15 protein-coding genes are annotated in these 16,151 nt (G+C 70.8%); 9 read left to right on the forward strand and 6 right to left on the reverse strand.

All coding sequences use genetic code 11. The features are described from left to right. The first annotated feature begins 60 nt into the window (after positions 1–60). The 6 genes from MSA03_RS05250 to mnhG are packed head-to-tail and all read left to right on the forward strand — an operon-like array spanning position 61 to position 6,253. Positions 61–2,994, forward strand: a complete 2,934-nt coding sequence (locus MSA03_RS05250) for a Na+/H+ antiporter subunit A (RefSeq protein WP_147049914.1) — start codon at positions 61–63, stop codon at positions 2,992–2,994. Continuing rightward, the gene (locus MSA03_RS05255) at positions 2,991–3,524 is read left to right on the forward strand and encodes a Na(+)/H(+) antiporter subunit C (protein ID WP_028496191.1); all 534 of its coding nucleotides are present in this window, start codon (positions 2,991–2,993) and stop codon (positions 3,522–3,524) included. The genes MSA03_RS05250 and MSA03_RS05255 overlap by 4 nt, the downstream gene beginning before the upstream one ends. Further along, the gene (locus tag MSA03_RS05260) at positions 3,521–5,080 is read left to right on the forward strand and encodes a Na+/H+ antiporter subunit D (RefSeq protein WP_028496190.1); all 1,560 of its coding nucleotides are present in this window, start codon (positions 3,521–3,523) and stop codon (positions 5,078–5,080) included. The genes MSA03_RS05255 and MSA03_RS05260 overlap by 4 nt, the downstream gene beginning before the upstream one ends. Beyond that, positions 5,077–5,631 carry a Na+/H+ antiporter subunit E gene (locus MSA03_RS05265; protein WP_147049915.1) on the forward strand — a complete coding sequence of 185 codons (555 nt, stop codon included), beginning with the start codon at positions 5,077–5,079 and terminating at the stop codon, positions 5,629–5,631. Before MSA03_RS05260 ends, MSA03_RS05265 begins: the two co-directional genes overlap by 4 nt. After that, positions 5,628–5,900 (forward strand): MrpF/PhaF family protein, encoded by a 273-nt coding sequence (locus MSA03_RS05270; RefSeq protein ID WP_028496188.1) that lies wholly within the window; start codon positions 5,628–5,630, stop codon positions 5,898–5,900. Before MSA03_RS05265 ends, MSA03_RS05270 begins: the two co-directional genes overlap by 4 nt. Next, positions 5,897–6,253, forward strand: a complete 357-nt coding sequence (mnhG, locus tag MSA03_RS05275; protein ID WP_028496187.1) for a monovalent cation/H(+) antiporter subunit G — start codon at positions 5,897–5,899, stop codon at positions 6,251–6,253. The genes MSA03_RS05270 and mnhG overlap by 4 nt, the downstream gene beginning before the upstream one ends. Before the next feature lies 1 nt (position 6,254). Here the strand turns inward: mnhG and MSA03_RS05280 are convergent, their stop codons facing one another. Both MSA03_RS05280 and argG read right to left on the reverse strand, forming a co-directional pair. Next, entirely contained in the window at positions 6,255–8,816 is a 2,562-nt protein-coding gene (locus MSA03_RS05280) for a penicillin acylase family protein (protein ID WP_244946327.1), read from the reverse strand. A 96-nt stretch (positions 8,817–8,912) separates the two neighbouring features. Then, entirely contained in the window at positions 8,913–10,355 is a 1,443-nt protein-coding gene (gene argG, locus MSA03_RS05285) for an argininosuccinate synthase (protein WP_147049916.1), read from the reverse strand. Positions 10,356–10,456: 101 nt separating this feature from the next. Between argG and MSA03_RS05290 the strand changes: the two genes are divergently transcribed. From MSA03_RS05290 to MSA03_RS05300, 3 genes are read left to right on the forward strand one after another with little or no spacing between them, the layout of a single operon-like run. Then, positions 10,457–11,740, forward strand: coding sequence for an adenylosuccinate synthase (locus tag MSA03_RS05290; protein ID WP_147049917.1), 1,284 nt, complete (start codon positions 10,457–10,459; stop codon positions 11,738–11,740). After that, positions 11,737–12,945 carry a lactonase family protein gene (locus MSA03_RS05295; protein WP_147049918.1) on the forward strand — a complete coding sequence of 403 codons (1,209 nt, stop codon included), beginning with the start codon at positions 11,737–11,739 and terminating at the stop codon, positions 12,943–12,945. The genes MSA03_RS05290 and MSA03_RS05295 overlap by 4 nt, the downstream gene beginning before the upstream one ends. A gap of 50 nt (positions 12,946–12,995) precedes the next feature. Next, a complete protein-coding gene (locus tag MSA03_RS05300; RefSeq protein WP_147049919.1) occupies positions 12,996–13,301 on the forward strand; it encodes a chorismate mutase in 306 nt (101 codons plus the stop codon). A gap of 6 nt (positions 13,302–13,307) precedes the next feature. Here the strand turns inward: MSA03_RS05300 and MSA03_RS05305 are convergent, their stop codons facing one another. The 4 genes from MSA03_RS05305 to MSA03_RS05320 all read right to left on the reverse strand — a co-directional run bounded on the left by MSA03_RS05305 (position 13,308) and on the right by MSA03_RS05320 (position 16,122). Further along, complete coding sequence (locus tag MSA03_RS05305; protein WP_147049920.1) at positions 13,308–14,003, reverse strand: hypothetical protein; 696 nt, start codon at positions 14,001–14,003, stop codon at positions 13,308–13,310. Next, positions 14,000–14,917: an ABC transporter ATP-binding protein gene (locus MSA03_RS05310; RefSeq protein WP_147049921.1), complete on the reverse strand. Its 918-nt coding sequence runs from the start codon at positions 14,915–14,917 to the stop codon at positions 14,000–14,002. The genes MSA03_RS05305 and MSA03_RS05310 overlap by 4 nt, the downstream gene beginning before the upstream one ends. Continuing rightward, a complete protein-coding gene (locus MSA03_RS05315; RefSeq protein WP_028496179.1) occupies positions 14,914–15,291 on the reverse strand; it encodes a GntR family transcriptional regulator in 378 nt (125 codons plus the stop codon). The genes MSA03_RS05310 and MSA03_RS05315 overlap by 4 nt, the downstream gene beginning before the upstream one ends. Before the next feature lie 231 nt (positions 15,292–15,522). Continuing rightward, a complete protein-coding gene (locus MSA03_RS05320; protein WP_307725227.1) occupies positions 15,523–16,122 on the reverse strand; it encodes a hypothetical protein in 600 nt (199 codons plus the stop codon). Positions 16,123–16,151 lie beyond the last annotated feature (29 nt).

Below are 16,151 nucleotides of genomic sequence, written 5' to 3' on the forward strand. Positions count from 1 at the left end.
CCGCTTCGCGCCGGTAGACTGGGATCCACGACCCCCCACAACCGCTCTGAGGAGGCCCGCTTGCTGGTCCTCCTCGGCGCGTTCGCGGTCCTCCCGCTGGCGTTGCCGTGGCTCGTGGGACGGATCGGGGCCCGCGCGTTCCTCGTCGCGGCCCTCGTGCCGGTCGCCGCGTTCGTCCAGGCCGTCCTCGTCGCGCCGGACGTCTTCGCGGGGCGCACGCCGTTCGAGACCTACGCGTGGATCCCGCAGCTCGGTCTCGACCTGTCGATGCGCATGGACACGCTCGGCTGGGTCATGGCCCTCATCGTCACGGGCGTCGGCGCGCTCGTCATGGTCTACTGCCGCTGGTACTTCGACGGCAAGAAGGACGGCGTCGGCCAGTTCTCCGCCGTGCTGCTCGCCTTCGCCGGCGCGATGTACGGGCTCGTGCTGACGGATGACATCGTCGTGCTCGTGATGTTCTGGGAGATCACGAGCGTCCTGTCCTACCTCCTCATCGGCTTCTACCACCGCCGCGGCGCGAGCCGTCGTGCGGCCCTGCAGGCGCTGCTCGTGACGACCCTCGGCGGGCTCGTCATGTTCGTGGGCGTCGTGCTCCTCGCGGTCCACGTCGGCACGACGAGCATGTCGAAGATCCTCGCGACGAGCGAGATCTGGCGGGGCGAGGGCGGGGCGCTCGTCAACGCGGCGATCGTCATGATCCTCGTCGGCGCCCTCAGCAAGTCGGCGATCTTCCCGTTCCACTTCTGGCTGCCCGGGGCCATGGCAGCGCCCACCCCGGTGAGCGCGTACCTGCACGCCGCCGCCATGGTGAAGGCCGGCATCTACCTCATCGCCCGGTTCGCCCCGACGTTCGCGCTCGCCGAGCCGTGGCGCCCGATCGTCATCTCGCTCGGGGTCTTCACGATGCTCCTCGGCGGGATCCAGGCGCTGCGCGAGTCCGACCTCAAGCGCATCCTCGCGTTCGGCACCGTGAGTCAGCTCGGCATGCTGACCGCCGTCCTCGGCTACGGCTCGCGCAACACCGCGCTCGCGGGCCTCGCCCTCCTGCTCGGGCACGCCCTCTTCAAGTCCGCACTCTTCCTCGTTGTCGGCGTCATCGACCGCCAGCTCTCCACGCGCGACATCGGCGAGCTGTCCGGTGTGGGCCGGCAGGCCCCGACGCTCGCCGCGTTCTCGATGATCGCGGTGGCGTCGATGATCGGGATCATCCCCACCATCGGCTTCGTCGCGAAGGAGACGACCCTCGCGGCGCTGCTGGAGTACGCCCGGGACGACGCGTGGGCGCTCGTCGCGCTGATCGGCATCCTGCTCGGATCGGCGCTGACGGCGGCCTACGGCATCCGCTTCATCTGGGGCGCGTTCTGGACCAAGAAGGATGCCGCCAGGCAGCCCCGTCCCGTCACGGCGTGGCCCGACCCGCCTCTCGGCTTCCTCGCGGCACCGGTGCTCCTCGCCGGTCTCGCGATCGTCGGCGGTGTCGCGGCGCCCGCCCTCGACACCGTGCTCGCGGGGTACGCCGACCTGGCCGCCGATCCGGCGCACGCGGATCACGTCGAGCACCTCGCGCTGTGGCACGGCCTGGAGCCGGCCCTCTTCCTCTCGCTCGGGACGATCGCCGCCGGCATCCTGCTGTTCTGGCTCGTGCGCGTGACGAACTGGCACTCCCGCGTGCTCCCATTCACGTCCGCCGACGCGTACAACCTCGTCCTCCGCGGCATCGCCCGCGCGGCCGTCGCGACGACGACCTTCACGCAGCGCGGGTCCCTCCCCGTCTACGTCGGCACGATCTTCGTCGTGTTCGTCGCGGCCGAGGCCACGGCCCTGCTCTCCGGTGGCGACTGGCAGATCGAGCTCGAGGGCTGGCACACGACGATGCAGCTCGTCGTCGCGCCGATCATGATCCTCGCCGGTGCAGTCGCGGTCCGCGCGCGAAAGCGCTACACGGGCGTCGTCCTCGTGTCGGTCACCGGGCTCGGCATGGTGCTGCTCTTCGCGACGAGCGGGGCGCCCGACCTGGCGCTCACCCAGATCCTCGTCGAGACCGTCACCCTCGTGGCGTTCGCGCTCGTGCTCCGGCGCATCCCGGCGCGGATGGGCGAGCACAACGCGTCCGTCCTGCCCGTCGTCCGCGCCGTCATCGCGGTCGCCGTGGGTGTGACGATGGCGATGATCGCGCTGGTCGCCACGGGGGCGCGGGTGGCCGATCCCATCTCCGACCGGTTCCCCGAGCTCGCGTACGAGCTCGGCCACGGCCGCAACGTCGTGAACGTCGCGCTCGTCGACCTCCGCGGCTGGGACACGATGGGCGAGCTGTCGGTCCTCATCCTCGCCGCGACGGGCGTGGCATCCCTCGTGTTCGTCACGCACCGCGCCGACAACCTGTCCGCCGGCACGGCGTCGATGCCCACGGGCGTCATCCGCCACCGCCGCCCGCTCATCGAGACGACCGACGGCCCCCGGCCGCGCGCGGCCTCGCCGGACAGCACGCGCCAGACGTGGCTCATCGGCGGGCAGCGCGTGCGACCGGAGAACCGGTCCATCGTGCTCGAGGTGATCGTCCGCATCCTCTTCCACACGATCATCGTCGTGTCGATCTACCTCCTCTTCGCGGGGCACAACCTCCCCGGCGGCGGGTTCGCCGGCGGCCTCGTCGCCGGGATGGCGCTCGTCATGCGCTATGTCGCGGGCGGCCGCTACGAGCTGGGCGCCGCGGCGCCGACGGATGCCGGCCGGCTCCTGGGGGCGGGGATGACGCTCGCCGTCGTGACCGCCCTCGCGCCGGTGCTCTTCGGCGCCCCGCCGCTGACGAGCGCGTTCTTCGAGGCGGAGCTCCCGCTCATCGGCCATGTCGAGTTCGTCACGTCGACGCTGTTCGACATCGGCGTGTACCTCGTCGTGATCGGGCTCGTGCTCGACGTCCTGCGGTCGCTCGGCGCCGAGGTCGACCGGCAGGCACAGGACCTCCGCGAGCGGGGGGTGAGCGTCGCGTGAACGTCTCGCTCGTCCTCATCGTCATCATGGGCGCCCTCTTCGCCGCCGGCGTCTACGCCATGCTCGAGCGCAGCCTGACGCGCGTGCTCATCGGGTTCCTCCTCCTCGGCAACGCGGCGAACCTGTTCCTCCTCGTCGTGATGGGCCGCCCCGGCGTCGCCCCGTTCTTCGGCTCCGCCGACTCGCCCGAGGAGATGAGCGACCCGCTGCCGCAGGCGCTGACGCTGACGGCCATCGTCATCACCTTCGCCGTCTCGGCCTTCCTCCTGGCGCTGATCTACCGCTCCTGGCAGCTGGGCCAGGCCGACACGGTGCACGACGACGAGGCCGACCTCGCGATCCGCGTGCGCGCCGCCGAAGACGAAGACACGATGGGCGACGAGATCAGCGACACCGACGACGACGCCACGACGGACTTCGTCGGCCTCGACACCGCCCCGATCACCGTCCTGCACAGCCGCGACTTCGATGCGCTCCGCGACGACGCCCCGACGGACTCGCCGACCGGACCCGGGGAGGACGGCCGATGAGCGGCCTCGTCCCGCTGCTGGCGACGCTGCCCCTGCTGGGCGCCGCCGTCGCACTCATCTTCGGACGCCGCCGGCGCGTGCAGGTCGGCGTGTCGATCATCACGCTGACCCTCGTCCTGGCTGTCGCCGCGGTGCTCCTCTACGACGTGCACAGCACCGGCATCCCCCTCGCCGTCTCCGTCGGCGGGTGGCCCGTGCCGTTCGGCATCGTCCTCTACGTCGACCGCCTCTCGGCACTCCTCGTCGTCGTCTCCAGCATCGTCCTGCTCGCCGTCCTGCTCTTCTCGGTCGGCCAGGGCGCCGCCGACGGCGACGACGAGACGCCGGTGTCGATCTTCCACCCGTCGTACCTGATCCTCGCGGCCGGCATCTTCACGGCGTTCATCGCGGGCGATCTGTTCAACCTGTACGTCGGGTTCGAGATCCTGCTGGTGGCCTCGTACGTGCTGATCACACTGGGCTCCACGGAGAACCGCATCCGCACGGGCGTCGTGTACATCGTGGTGTCGCTCGTCTCGTCGATCCTCTTCCTCTCCGCGATCGCCGCGATCTACGGCGCGCTCGGCACCGTGAACATGGCGCAGCTCTCGCAGCGGATGACGGAGCTGCCGCAGGACGTGCAGCTCGTGCTGCACCTCATGCTGCTGCTCGCCTTCAGCATCAAGGCCGCCGTCTTCCCGCTGTCCTTCTGGCTGCCCGACTCCTACCCGACCGCGCCCGCGCCCGTCACGGCGGTGTTCGCCGGCTTGCTGACCAAGGTCGGCGTGTACGCGATGATCCGCACCGAGACGCAGATCTTCCGCGACAACGATGTGAACTTCCTGCTCCTCGTGGTCGCGCTGGCGACCATGATCGTCGGCGTGCTCGGCGCCGTCGCGCAGGCGGAGCTCAAGCGCATCCTGTCGTTCACGCTCGTGAGCCACATCGGCTACATGGTGTTCGGGCTCGCCGTCGCGACCCCCGCGGCCCTCGGCGCCACGATCTACTACATGGTCCACCACATCGTGGTGCAGACGACGCTCTTCCTCGCCGTCGGCCTCGTCGAGCGTCGCGCCGGATCGACGTCGATCCTCAAGGTCAAGGGGCTCATGAAGGCGGCGCCCGTCATCGCCGTGCTGTACTTCCTCCCGGCCATCAACCTCGGCGGCCTGCCGCCGTTCTCCGGGTTCATCGGCAAGTTCGCCCTCTTCGAAGCCGCAGCCCAGGTCGGGACGCCGATCATGTACGTCCTCATCATCGGCGGCATCGTCACGAGCCTGCTGACGCTCTATGCCCTCATGCGCGCCTGGAACCTGTCGTTCTGGCGGGAGGACGACGATCAGCTCGACGACCCCGGCGTGCCGGAGCGGATCTCCTACCTCGACGGCGCACCGGCCGCCGCGACGCAGACCGAGCGCCGCGTCATCCCGCGCATCATGACGGCGGCGACCACCGGCATGGTCGGCGTCACCCTCGCCCTCACGGTGTTCGCGGGGCCCCTCTACGACCTCTGCGCCAGCATCGGCGACGCGCTGCAGGATCCGATCAGCCTGAGCGAGCTGGAGGGGGAGCGATGAGCCCCACGGTCCTCTCCGCGATCTGGCGCCAGCTGCCGTTCTTCATCTGGCTCGTCGCGCTGTGGATGCTGCTCTGGGCGCAGTTCACGGTCCTGTCCCTGCTCACCGGCATCGTCGTCGCGATCTTCGTCACCCGCATCTTCCGCCTCCCCCCGGTGGAGCTGTCGGGGCGCGTGAATCTCTGGTGGGGGTTCGTCTTCGTCTCGGAGTTCCTCCTGGCCGTCGTCCGCGGGTCGCTCCTCGTGGCCTGGCAGGTGATCAACCCCGCCCGCTATCCGGGGACCGCGATCATCGGGGTCCCCCTCGTGACGGACGACGACCTGATCATGTCGCATGTCGGCGTCACGGCGTCGCTGATCCCGGGATCCCTCATCGTCGACGTCGACCGTGATCGCCGCATCCTCTACCTGCACATCATCGGCGTGCGGGATGCCGCCGACATCGAGGCGCAGCGCCGCTCGGTCATGCACTGGGAGAAGCGGATCGTGCGCGTGGTGGGCTCGCGCACGCAGGTGGAGAAGATCCGTGCGGCCGAGGAGGGACGCCGATGAGCGACGTGCTGCTGATCGCCATCTACGCGGCCTTCGGGGTCGCGGGGCTGCTGACGGTGTGGCGGATCATCCTCGGTCCGTCGATCCTCGACCGTGCCGTGGCATCCGACGTGCTGCTGACGCTCGTGATGTGCGCGCTCGGCGCGGAGATGGCGGTCAACGGCCACACCCGCACCCTGCCCGTGCTCCTCATCGTGGCGGCGGTCGGCGTCTTCGGGTCGATCTCGATCGCGCGGTTCGTGGCCCGGCGGGACGGAGAGGGACGATGAACGAGATTCTGGACATCGTGGCGCTCGTCCTCATCCTCATCGGGGCGCTGCTGTGCGTCACCGCCGCGATCGGGCTCCTGCGCTTCCACGACGTTCCGACCCGCCTGCACGCCGCCACGAAGCCCCAGGTGCTGGGGTTCATCCTCATCTGCCTGGCCGTCGTGATCGGGCTGCGGTCCTGGCAGGCGGCGGCCTTCCTCCTCCCCGTGATCCTCATCCAGCTCGCCACGGCCCCGCTGTCCGCGCACATGGTGGGCCGGCAGGCATACCGCAACGGGACCGTCGACGAGCAGTCGCTCGTCGTGGACGAGCTCGCCGAGTCGAAGCAGACGCCGCCCGCGGCGGGCGGCTGAGTCAGTCCGCCGGGACGAGCGCGAGGGTGTGCGCGGCGGCTTCCCGGACGGCGTCGAGGGTGAACGGCCACGGCGTCTGCCGGCCCTCCTGCCACGCCTCGACCTGATCGATGTAGTGCGGGTGGAAGGCGTGGCCGCTCACGCCCGTCAGCTGGTTCCAGCGGGAGGCGTCGAGGTCGGCGAGGTCGACCGTCATGCGCATCGAGGGAACCGTGACGGTCGCGAAGCTGCCGGTGCCGATCGTCCAGCCCGTGGCGTCCACGACCGATGTGCCGCCGCCGACCGGGACGGGTCCGCGGTTGAACAGCGCCTCGATGGGCGCGATGCCGCTCGTGCCGAAGCTGGCGTGCGTCAGGGGCAGGGCGTGCAGGGTCCCCCAGCGCCACTGCGCGGGGTCTTCGCCCTGCAGCGCGGTGAGCCGGTCGGAGGCGTCCTCCGCGGCGCGCGCCAGCATCTCGTCGCGACCCGCGACCCCGATCTGCTCGTTCGTCCACCAGGACGACCCCGGGTCGTCGAGCAGCCGGTCGACGAGGGTGAAGAGCCGGTCCTGCCCGGACACCGGGGCCGGGTCGGGCCGGCGGGAGAAGAGGTCCTGCACGAGCTCGTCCCACAGGACGTTCGCGTACGCGGCGGCCGGGGAGCGGTCCAGGTTCTGCGCGTCCCAGTCGGCGAGGAGGCCGAGCGCGCGCCGCGTCGCCGCGTCGTCGACCTCGATCCCGGCGTAGGCGACGGCGAGGCGCGTGCCCATCCAGAACTCCTGGTCGGCCTGGATGGCGCTCATGTCGTCGGCCGTCAGCTTCTTGGCCGCCGCCGTCCGCTCGATGAGGTCGACGATGCGCGCGGCGCGCCAGCCGTGGTCCCAGTCCACCGTGAGCTCGTGCGGGTACGACTCACCCACGATGGCGTTGTTGGCCGTGACGATGTAGCCCGCCTCGGGGTTGTAGAGCATCGGGAGCTCGCCGGACGGGATGTAGCCGCGCCAGTCGTACGCCGGATCCCAGCCGGGCTGCGGCAGCGAACCGTCGCCGGCGCCGCGGATCGGGAGCCTGCCGGGCGTCTGATAGCCGATGTTCCCGGCGCGGTCGGCGTACACGAGGTTCTGCGCCGGCACGTCGAAGAGCGCCGCGGCGGCCTGGAACCCCGCGAAGTCGCGGGCGGTGTTCAGTGCGAAGAGTGCGCGCGCCGTGGTGCCGGGCTCCAGCGCCGTCCACTGCAGGCTCACCGCCGGCTCGCCGCCCGGGGCGCCCTCGACCGGCTGCTCGGCGATCGCCGTGAAGTCCTCGGTCAGGCCCGATACGAGGGGACCGTGCCCGGTCGCGCGGATCTCCAGCTCGATATCGTCGCCGCCGGCGACCCGCAGGATCTCGGTCCGTCGCTCGAGCGGGACGAGCTCGCCGCCCCGCCAGTACGCGTCGCCCTCGATCGCCTCGACGTACAGGTCGGTGACATCGGTCGTGAGGTTGGTGAAGCCCCACGCGATGTCGGCATTGTGGCCGATGATGACCCCCGGCATCCCGGCGAAGCCGAAGCCGGTCACCTCGAACGGGCACGCGCCCGTGACGGTGCGGCAGCGCAGACCCACCTGGTGCCACACGCTCGGCAGCGACGCGCCGAGGTGCGGATCGTTGGCCAGCAGCGGCAGGCCGCTCTCGGTGAGCGCACCCGAGACGACCCATGAGTTCGACCCGATCCCCTCGCCGGCGTCGCCGACGAGCGCCGCGACGGCCTCGAGGACGCCGTCGACCTCCTCCCACGCGATGCCGGGGGCGCCGGCGCGGGCGGCATCCGTCGTGGCATCCCCCGTCGCCGCGATGGTCGGCACGATGACGGGATTGCGGTCGTACGGGTAGGCCGGATAGAGCTCCGCGATCTGCTCCGGCGTGTAGGCCGATCTCAGCAGGGCGCGCTCGGTCTCCTCCTCGACGTTGGTCCGAAGGTCCCACGCCATCGCCTTCAGCCAGGCGACGGAGTCCGCCGGCGTCCACGGCTCGATCTCGTAGTCGGCGTTCTGCAGGCCCAGGAGCGCGTACTCCAGCGAGACGTCTGCGCCGTCATGATCGGCCAGGTAGGCGTTCACGCCCTCCGCGTAGGCGTCGTAGTACCCGCGCGACCGATCGTCGAGCGCCGTCACCTCCTGCTCGGCGATGCGGCGCCAGCCGAGCGTGCGCAGGAACGCGTCGGTGCCGAGCTGGGAGGCGCCGAACAGCTCGGACAGCCGGCCGCTCGTGACGTGGCGGCGGAAGTCCATCTCCCAGAAGCGGTCCTGGGCGTGCACGTAGCCCTGCGCGAAGAAGAGGTCGTGCGTGCTGTCGGCGACGATCGTCGGGACGCCGAGATCGTCGCGGTGGACCGTGACCTCGGAGGTGAGCCCGGCGGCCTCGACGGTGCCGTCCTGCTGCGGGAACGAGCGCTGGATCGTCCAGACGACGAACCCCGCGGCCACGAGCGCGATGACGACGACCACCGTGACGACGCTCACCACCGCGATCGCGACCCTTCTGCGCAGTGATCGTCGCGGGCGCGGCGGCGCGTCAGGGGTCGCGAGGGTGTCGGGCATCGTCATCGAAGCGCTCTCCGGGGGCTGCCCCGAAAGCGGGCCGGTGACGGGCCCTGCCCCCAGCACGGACGGGACCGTGCTGGAATCGTAGCCGGTCGGCGCTCAGTCGGCGCCGAAGTCGAAGGATGCCGAGTCGGAGGCCTCTTCGACCGCATCGGCCAGCTGGGCGTCGGCGGCATCCTGCGGCTCCGCGCGCTCGGTGATGTCGTCCGCGTGGCCGCCGGCGAGTTCGCCGACGAGCTCCGCGGTCGCGCCGCCGATGAGCCCCAGACCCGCGTACTGCTCGAGGCGGGAGCGCGAGTCGGCGATGTCGAGGTTGCGCATCGTCAGCTGGCCGATCCGGTCGGTGGGGCCGAACGCGGCGTCGCCGACGCGCTCCATCGAGAGCTTCTCCGGACCGTAGGACATGTGCGGCGCTGTCGTGTCGAGGATCGTGTAGTCCTCGCCGCGACGCAGGCGCAGCGTGACGGAGCCTGTGATCGTGGAGCCGACCCACTTCTGGATCGACTCGCGCAGCATGAGGGACTGCGGCTCGAGCCAGCGACCCTCGTACATGAGGCGCCCGAGGCGCCGGCCCTGCTCGTGGTAGGTCGCGAGGGTGTCCTCGTTCAGGATGCTGTTGACGAGGCGCTCGTAGGCGATGAAGAGCAGCGCCATGCCCGGGGCCTCGTAGACGCCGCGGCTCTTCGCCTCGATGATGCGGTTCTCGATCTGGTCGCTCATGCCGAGGCCGTGGCGGCCGCCGATCCGGTTCGCCTCGAAGACGAGCTCGACCGGATCGGAGAAGTCGACGCCGTTCAGCGCCACGGGGCGACCACGATCGAACGTGACGGTGACGTCCTCGGTGGCGATCTCGACGGCCGGATCCCAGAACTTCACGCCCATGATGGGCTCGACGGTCTCCAGGGAGACGTCGAGGTGCTCGAGCGTCTTCGCCTCGTGCGTCGCGCCCCAGATGTTCGCGTCGGTCGAGTAGGCCTTCTCCGCGGAGTCGCGGTACGGGAAGCCGTGCTCGACGAGCCACTCGCTCATCTCCTTGCGGCCGCCGAGCTCCGTGACGAAGCCGGCATCCAGCCAGGGCTTGTAGATGCGCAGGGCGGGGTTGGCGAGCAGGCCGTAGCGGTAGAACCGCTCGATGTCGTTGCCCTTGTAGGTCGAGCCGTCGCCCCAGATGTCGACGCCGTCCTCCTTCATGGCCCGCACCAGCAGGGTGCCGGTGACGGCACGCCCGAGCGGGGTCGTGTTGAAGTAGGTGCGGCCGCCGCTGCGGATGTGGAACGCGCCGCACGCGAGGGCGACGAAGCCCTCCTCGACGAGGGCCGTCTTGCAGTCCACGAGCCGGGCGACCTCGGCGCCGTACTCGAGCGCGCGCCCCGGGATCGCGGCGATGTCGTCCTCGTCGGGCTGACCGAGGTCGCCGGTGTAGGTGCAGGGGACAGCGCCCTTGTCGCGCATCCAGGCGACCGCGACGGAGGTGTCGAGGCCCCCCGAGAAGGCGATGCCGACGCGCTCGCCGACGGGCAGGGACTCGAGGACCTTGGACATGGGATCCAGTCTACCGAGCGGGCCCGGGCCCCTTTGCGGGCGGCTCCTCGGCGCCATCTCGATAGGATGGGGTGTAACCGTCCGATAACGGGGGAGCACCCATGCCAGGCATCGTGATCGTCGGCGTCCAGTGGGGAGACGAGGGCAAGGGCAAAGCCACCGACCTCCTCGGCGACCGGACCGACTGGGTCGTCAAGTTCAACGGCGGCAACAACGCCGGCCACACCGTCGTCATCGGCGACGAGAAGTACGCGCTGCACCTGCTGCCGAGCGGCATCCTTTCGCCGGGCGTCAACGCGGTCATCGGGAACGGCGTCGTGATCGACCTCGAGGTGCTCTTCGCCGAGCTCGAGGCGCTGCACGCGCGCGGCCTCGACACGTCGCGACTGCGCGTGAGCGCGAACGCGCACGTCATCACGCAGTACCACCGCACGCTCGACAAGGTCACGGAGCGCTTCCTCGGCAAGCGGATGATCGGCACGACGGGGCGCGGCATCGGCCCCGCCTACGCAGACAAGATCAACCGGGTCGGCATCCGCATCCAGGACCTCTTCGACGAGAACATCCTCCGCCAGAAGGTCGAGGGCGCCCTCGACCAGAAGAACCACCTGCTGCTGAAGGTCTACAACCGCCGCGCGATCGCCGTCGACGAGATCGTCGACGACCTGCTGTCCTACGTCGACCGGCTGCGCCCCATGGTCGCCGACACGGCGCTCCTCCTGAACGACGCGCTGGACGCCGGTGACGTCGTCGTCTTCGAGGGCGGCCAGGCCACGATGCTCGACGTCGACCACGGCACCTACCCGTTCGTCACCTCCTCCTCGGCCACGGCCGGCGGCGCCTCGACGGGCTCGGGGGTCGGCCCGAACCGGCTGGACCGCATCGTCGGGATCGTCAAGGCCTACACGACCCGCGTCGGGTCGGGCCCGTTCACCACGGAGCTCTTCGACGAGTCCGGCGACTGGCTGCGCTCGCGCGGCTTCGAGTTCGGCACGACGACCGGTCGCCCGCGCCGAGTCGGCTGGTACGACGCCCCCGTGACGCGCTACGCGACCCGGATCAACGGCATCACCGACCTCGTCCTCACGAAGCTCGACATCCTCACGGGCCTCGACCGGATCCCCGTCTGCGTCGCGTACGACGTGGACGGCGTGCGGTTCGACGAAGTCCCCGTCAACCAGTCCGACTTCCACCACGCGAAGCCGATCTACGAGTACTTCCCGGGCTGGAAGGAAGACATCTCCACGGCGCGCACGTTCGAGGACCTCCCGCTCGAGGCGCAGGACTACGTGCTGGCGCTGGAGGAGATGAGCAACACCCGCATCTCCGTCATCGGCGTCGGGGCCGCGCGCGACGCGGTCATCGTGCGCCACGACCTCGTGTGAGGTTCTTCCTGGGCGGGTACACCGCCGACCGGGACGGGCACGCGACCGGTATGGGCGTGCTGCATGCCGGGACGCCCCACGACGTGCTCGCCGGGGGCCCGCTCGGGACGGGTCCGGATGCCGTGACGGTGGGCGGCTCGCCGTCCTGGATCGCCTGGCATCCGCACGGCGACGTCCTCTACGCCGCGCTCGAGGGCGCCGGCGTCGTGCAGGCGTTCCGGCGGACCGGGGTCGAGTCCTTCGTCCGGCTCGGCGCGGCGGTCACCGCCGGCGACGCGGTCTGCCATGTCGCGGTCGCCCCGGACGGCGCCTCGCTCGTGGCCTCGTGCTGGGGCGATGGACGCGTCGTGCGGATCGCGCTCGCCGCCGACGGCACGCCCGCCGCGCCGGAGATCGCGGCTGCGGCGGACGACCCGTGCGGCTCGGGCGCTGGGGCGCCGGAGCCCGGGACGGGCGCGCTCGGGCCGGTCGGGGGCATCGACCTCGCCGCGGCGGCGCGGGCGCTCCGCGACGCCGCGGGGGCCGAGTTCGCGCACCTCGTGCCGTTCGCCGATGCGCCCGACGAGCCCGACCAGGCCGACGTCCCGGGTTCCGCGCCGGAGGGCCGGTCCTCCCGCGCCCACCAGGCGAGATTCCTCCCGGACAACACGCTCGTGACGACGGATGCCGGGTTCGATCTCGTCCGGTTCTGGAGCACGGCCGGCGGCCGGCTGCGCGAACGCGGCCGCGTCGTCCTTCCGCGCGGATCCGGGCCGCGGCACACCGTGTGGCATCCGAGCGGTCACCTGTACGTCGTGACGGAGCATTCCCTCGAGCTGCTGGCGCTGGCTCCGGATGCCGCCGGCGCGTGGCGTCTCGTCGGCGGGACGCCGCTCTCGCCGGCCGTGTCGGCCGGTGACGCGGCCGCGGAGGTCGCGCTCTCCCGCGACGCCCAGTTCGTGTACGCCGGCGTGCGGGGGACGGATGCCATCGCCTCGGTGCGGGTGCGCGACACCGGTGCCGCGTTCACGCCGGTCGCGCTCGCCGAAGCGGGCGTGCGCGGTCCGCGGCACCATGTCGTGGTCCGCGACACCCTGCTCGTGGCCGGGCAGCACTCCGACGAGGTGGCCTCGCTGACGCTCGACGAGCGCATCGGCGTGCCCGGGCGGGTGCGCCACCGCACGGTCGCGCCGTCGCCGTCCTGCATCCTGGCGGACGCGGGCTGAGGCCGGGGCGCGTCCGCCCGCCCGGTAACCTCGGACGAGGAGGACACACCATGAGCGACGCCACCCCCGAAGACGCCACCGTGCGGCTGCACGACCTGCGCGCGAGCATCGACAACATCGATGCCGCGCTGATCTTCCTGCTCGCCGAGCGCTTCCGCTGCACGAAGCAGGTGGGCGTCCTGAAGGCGCAGCACGGGATGCCGGCCTCCGATCCCGCCCGTGAGGAGCAGCAGCTCGAGCGCCTGCGCCGCCTCGCCGCCGACGCCGACCTCGACCCGGAGTTCGCACAGAAGTGGTTCACCTTCGTGGTGGCCGAAGTGATCCGCCACCACACCGCCGCGGCCGAGGCCGAGTGATTCAGGTCAGGGCGTCGCGCGCCGCAGTGTCAGATAGCTGATCGCTGCCAGCACGGCGATCACGAGCAGCGACCAGAGGCCGAGCCCGAGAGCGCCCTGCGTGGCGAACCAGACGAACATGTCGGCCCAGGCGTTCATGCTCCCCGCCAGCCAGAGCAGGCCGACGAACACGAGCGCCAGGCCCACGATGACGGCGGTCAGGACGAGGTTGCCCCAGCGCTTGAAGATCGTCGCACCCCAGAAGCCGACCGCGAACGACAGCATCGCCAGCGCGAAGAAGAAGAGCCCGGCGACCGCAGGCCCGCCTTCCCAGATCCACGGCAGGTAGAAGAAGTAGCCGTTCAGCCCCCAGCCGCCCGTGGCCTTCTCCAGGAGACCGCCGAGCACGAAGACGAGCGCCAGGATGGCGGAGGTCAGTGCGGCGGTCAGCATCGTTCCCACATAGAACTCACGACGCGTGACGCTCATCGCCTGCGAGAAGGGGAAGGTGCGGGTGAGGGCCTGAGCTCCGACGACCGCGAAGTACCACAGCGGTGCCTGGGCGCCACCGCCGTACATCGCCGTCGCGACGCCGGCATTGGCGAGGATGCCGTAGATGGCGAGCGTCAGAACGAACGATCCGGCCAGGACGAGCAGGGGGACCCAGATATAGGTCTGCCGGTTGACCAGCTGCATGCGGATGACGTTGAGTGTGCGGTTCATCGCAGGGCTCCTTCTTCGGCGTTCGAGGCCGCCGTCGCATCGGCGGTCGCGTGCTGGGTCAGACGGACGATCAGCTGCTGGAGGGAGACGGGCGTGACATCCAGGCCCGCTCCCGCCAGGCCGGCGCGGTCCGCCGCGGTCAGCCCGCCGAGCACCGTGATGCCGGACACCCGACCGAGGCTCTCCCGGTGGATCACCTCACGACCGGCGGCGAAGGCATCCACTGCGGCGGAGTCGCCGACGATGTGCGTGGCGCGATCGCGGAGCGCGTCGGTCTCCTCGTCGAGGATGATCCGGCCCCGATCGATGACGAGGACGCGCTCGAGCAGGTTCGACACCTCGTCGATGAGGTGGCTGGAGAGGATGACGGTGCGCGGGTGCGCGGCGTAGTCCTCGAGCAGCCGGTCGTAGAAGAGCTGCCGGGCCACGGCGTCGAGCCCCAGGTACGGCTCGTCGAAGAAGGTGATCTCGGCGCGCGCGGCGAGGCCGATGATGACGCCGACGGCGCTCAGCTGCCCACGGGAGAGCTTCTTGATGGTCTTGCGCAGCGGCAGCTGGAAGTCCTCGACCAGCCGGTCGGCGAGAGCCTGGTCCCAGTTCGGGTAGAACAGGCGGGCGATGCGGAAGGCATGCCGCGCCGTGGCATCCTCGGGGTACTTCTGGCTCTCGCGGACGAAGCACATCCGCGCGAGCACGCGGGCGTTCTCGTAGGGGTCCTCGCCGAAGATCCGGACGTCCCCATGGGTGGCGAAGTTCTGCGCCGTGAGGATCGACATGATCGTCGTCTTCCCCGCGCCGTTGCGGCCGAGGAGGCCGTAGATCGTGTTCTCCTCGACCGAGAAGCTCACGTCGTCGACGGCGAGCGTGTCGCGGTACTGCTTGGTGAGGTTCTGCACCTCGATCACGGTGGTCATCGTGCGGTTCCTTCCGTCGTGGCGGCGCGCTCCGTGAGGAGGCGGCCGAGGTCGTCGGGGCCGAGACCGAGCTTGCGGGCCTCGACCAGGAGGGGGTCGATGTAGCGGTCGGCGAACGCGCTGCGGCGCTCGGCCAGGAGCAGGTCGCGCGCGCCGGGCGCCACGAACATCCCGATCCCGCGGCGCTTGTAGAGCACGCCCTTGTCGGTCAGCATCGCGATCCCCTTCGCCGCGGTGGCGGGGTTGATGCGATAGAAGGCGGCGAGCTCGTTCGTCGACGGCGCCTGCGCCTCGGGCGCGAGGCTGCCGTCGATGATGGAGTCCTCCACGCTCTCCGCGATCTGCAGGAAGAGCGCCCGGCCCTCGTCGATCACCCGCACCTCCGAGTGTGTTGGTTAGTTACTTGACTAAGTAACCATGGAACGCGCGCGCGTGTCAACCCCCGGCGTGCGGCGGGCTGTGCGGCGCGCTCAGTCGGCGGGCTTGTCGCTCGCCGAGTGCCCGGCGTCCAGCTCGAGGGCGACCTTCTTCTCGAGCACCTCGATGGCCTCGTCGGAGATCGAGAGGAGCCCGTCGAGCTCCTCGCGGACGCGCCGGTACGCCAGCTAGCGCTCGGCAGGCGTCGCAGCCTGATCGATCGCGACGGTGAGGAGCTGCTTCGCGGTGTTCAGCCGCTTCCGCTCGCCCTCGGTGAACGAGGAGTCGCGGACGCGCCGCGCATCGCGCTCGGCGATGTCGAAGGCGACCTCGAAGTCGGTCACGGCCGCGCGATACGCGGCGAGGTCGCCCGCGCTGATGCGCTCGTCGGCCGAGCGCGGACGCAGATTGTCGGCCGTCTTCTTCGCCCGCAGGAAGGCGGCGGTGAGGTCCTGCCGGCCGTCGCTCATCGTCGGGAAGGCGATGAGCTTCGCGACATCCAGCTCGTATTCCAGCCAGCGGGCCGTGACCGCGTCGTGCGCATGGAACAGCTGCTCGAGCTGCGTGGGCACCGGCGAGGCGCGCGTGATGGGCTTCGGCACCGAGGCCGTCGCGACGGTGACGCGCGAGGCGGCCTTCAGTTCGCTCTTGGCGCGGATGAACTCCAGGCGCCGCTTGTGCCGCCGCCGCGCGGCGCTCTCCCAGCCGCGCGCGATGCCGCCCGCGGCTCCGATGAGCGGGAACGCCAGCCACCAGTACCCGCGGAGGAAGTCGAAGAAGGCGTCCACGGTGCCATGCTATGCAACCGCGGCAGGCG

Origin of the sequence: Microbacterium saccharophilum (assembly GCF_007992455.1) — a bacterium.
GTDB lineage: Bacteria > Actinomycetota > Actinomycetes > Actinomycetales > Microbacteriaceae > Microbacterium > Microbacterium saccharophilum.

What these genes read in the sequence shown, in the direction of transcription:
- MSA03_RS05260 (WP_028496190.1), top strand. Translation starts at nt 3,521, where the DNA reads ATGAGCGGCCTCGTCCCGCTGCTGGCGACGCTGCCCCTGCTGGGCGCC.
- MSA03_RS05265 (WP_147049915.1), top strand. Translation starts at nt 5,077, where the DNA reads ATGAGCCCCACGGTCCTCTCCGCGATCTGGCGCCAGCTGCCGTTCTTC.
- MSA03_RS05270 (WP_028496188.1), top strand. Translation starts at nt 5,628, where the DNA reads ATGAGCGACGTGCTGCTGATCGCCATCTACGCGGCCTTCGGGGTCGCG.
- mnhG (WP_028496187.1), top strand. Translation starts at nt 5,897, where the DNA reads ATGAACGAGATTCTGGACATCGTGGCGCTCGTCCTCATCCTCATCGGG.
- MSA03_RS05280 (WP_244946327.1), bottom strand. Translation starts at nt 8,816, where the DNA reads ATGACGATGCCCGACACCCTCGCGACCCCTGACGCGCCGCCGCGCCCG.
- argG (WP_147049916.1), bottom strand. Translation starts at nt 10,355, where the DNA reads ATGTCCAAGGTCCTCGAGTCCCTGCCCGTCGGCGAGCGCGTCGGCATC.
- MSA03_RS05290 (WP_147049917.1), top strand. Translation starts at nt 10,457, where the DNA reads ATGCCAGGCATCGTGATCGTCGGCGTCCAGTGGGGAGACGAGGGCAAG.
- MSA03_RS05300 (WP_147049919.1), top strand. Translation starts at nt 12,996, where the DNA reads ATGAGCGACGCCACCCCCGAAGACGCCACCGTGCGGCTGCACGACCTG.
- MSA03_RS05305 (WP_147049920.1), bottom strand. Translation starts at nt 14,003, where the DNA reads ATGAACCGCACACTCAACGTCATCCGCATGCAGCTGGTCAACCGGCAG.
- MSA03_RS05310 (WP_147049921.1), bottom strand. Translation starts at nt 14,917, where the DNA reads ATGACCACCGTGATCGAGGTGCAGAACCTCACCAAGCAGTACCGCGAC.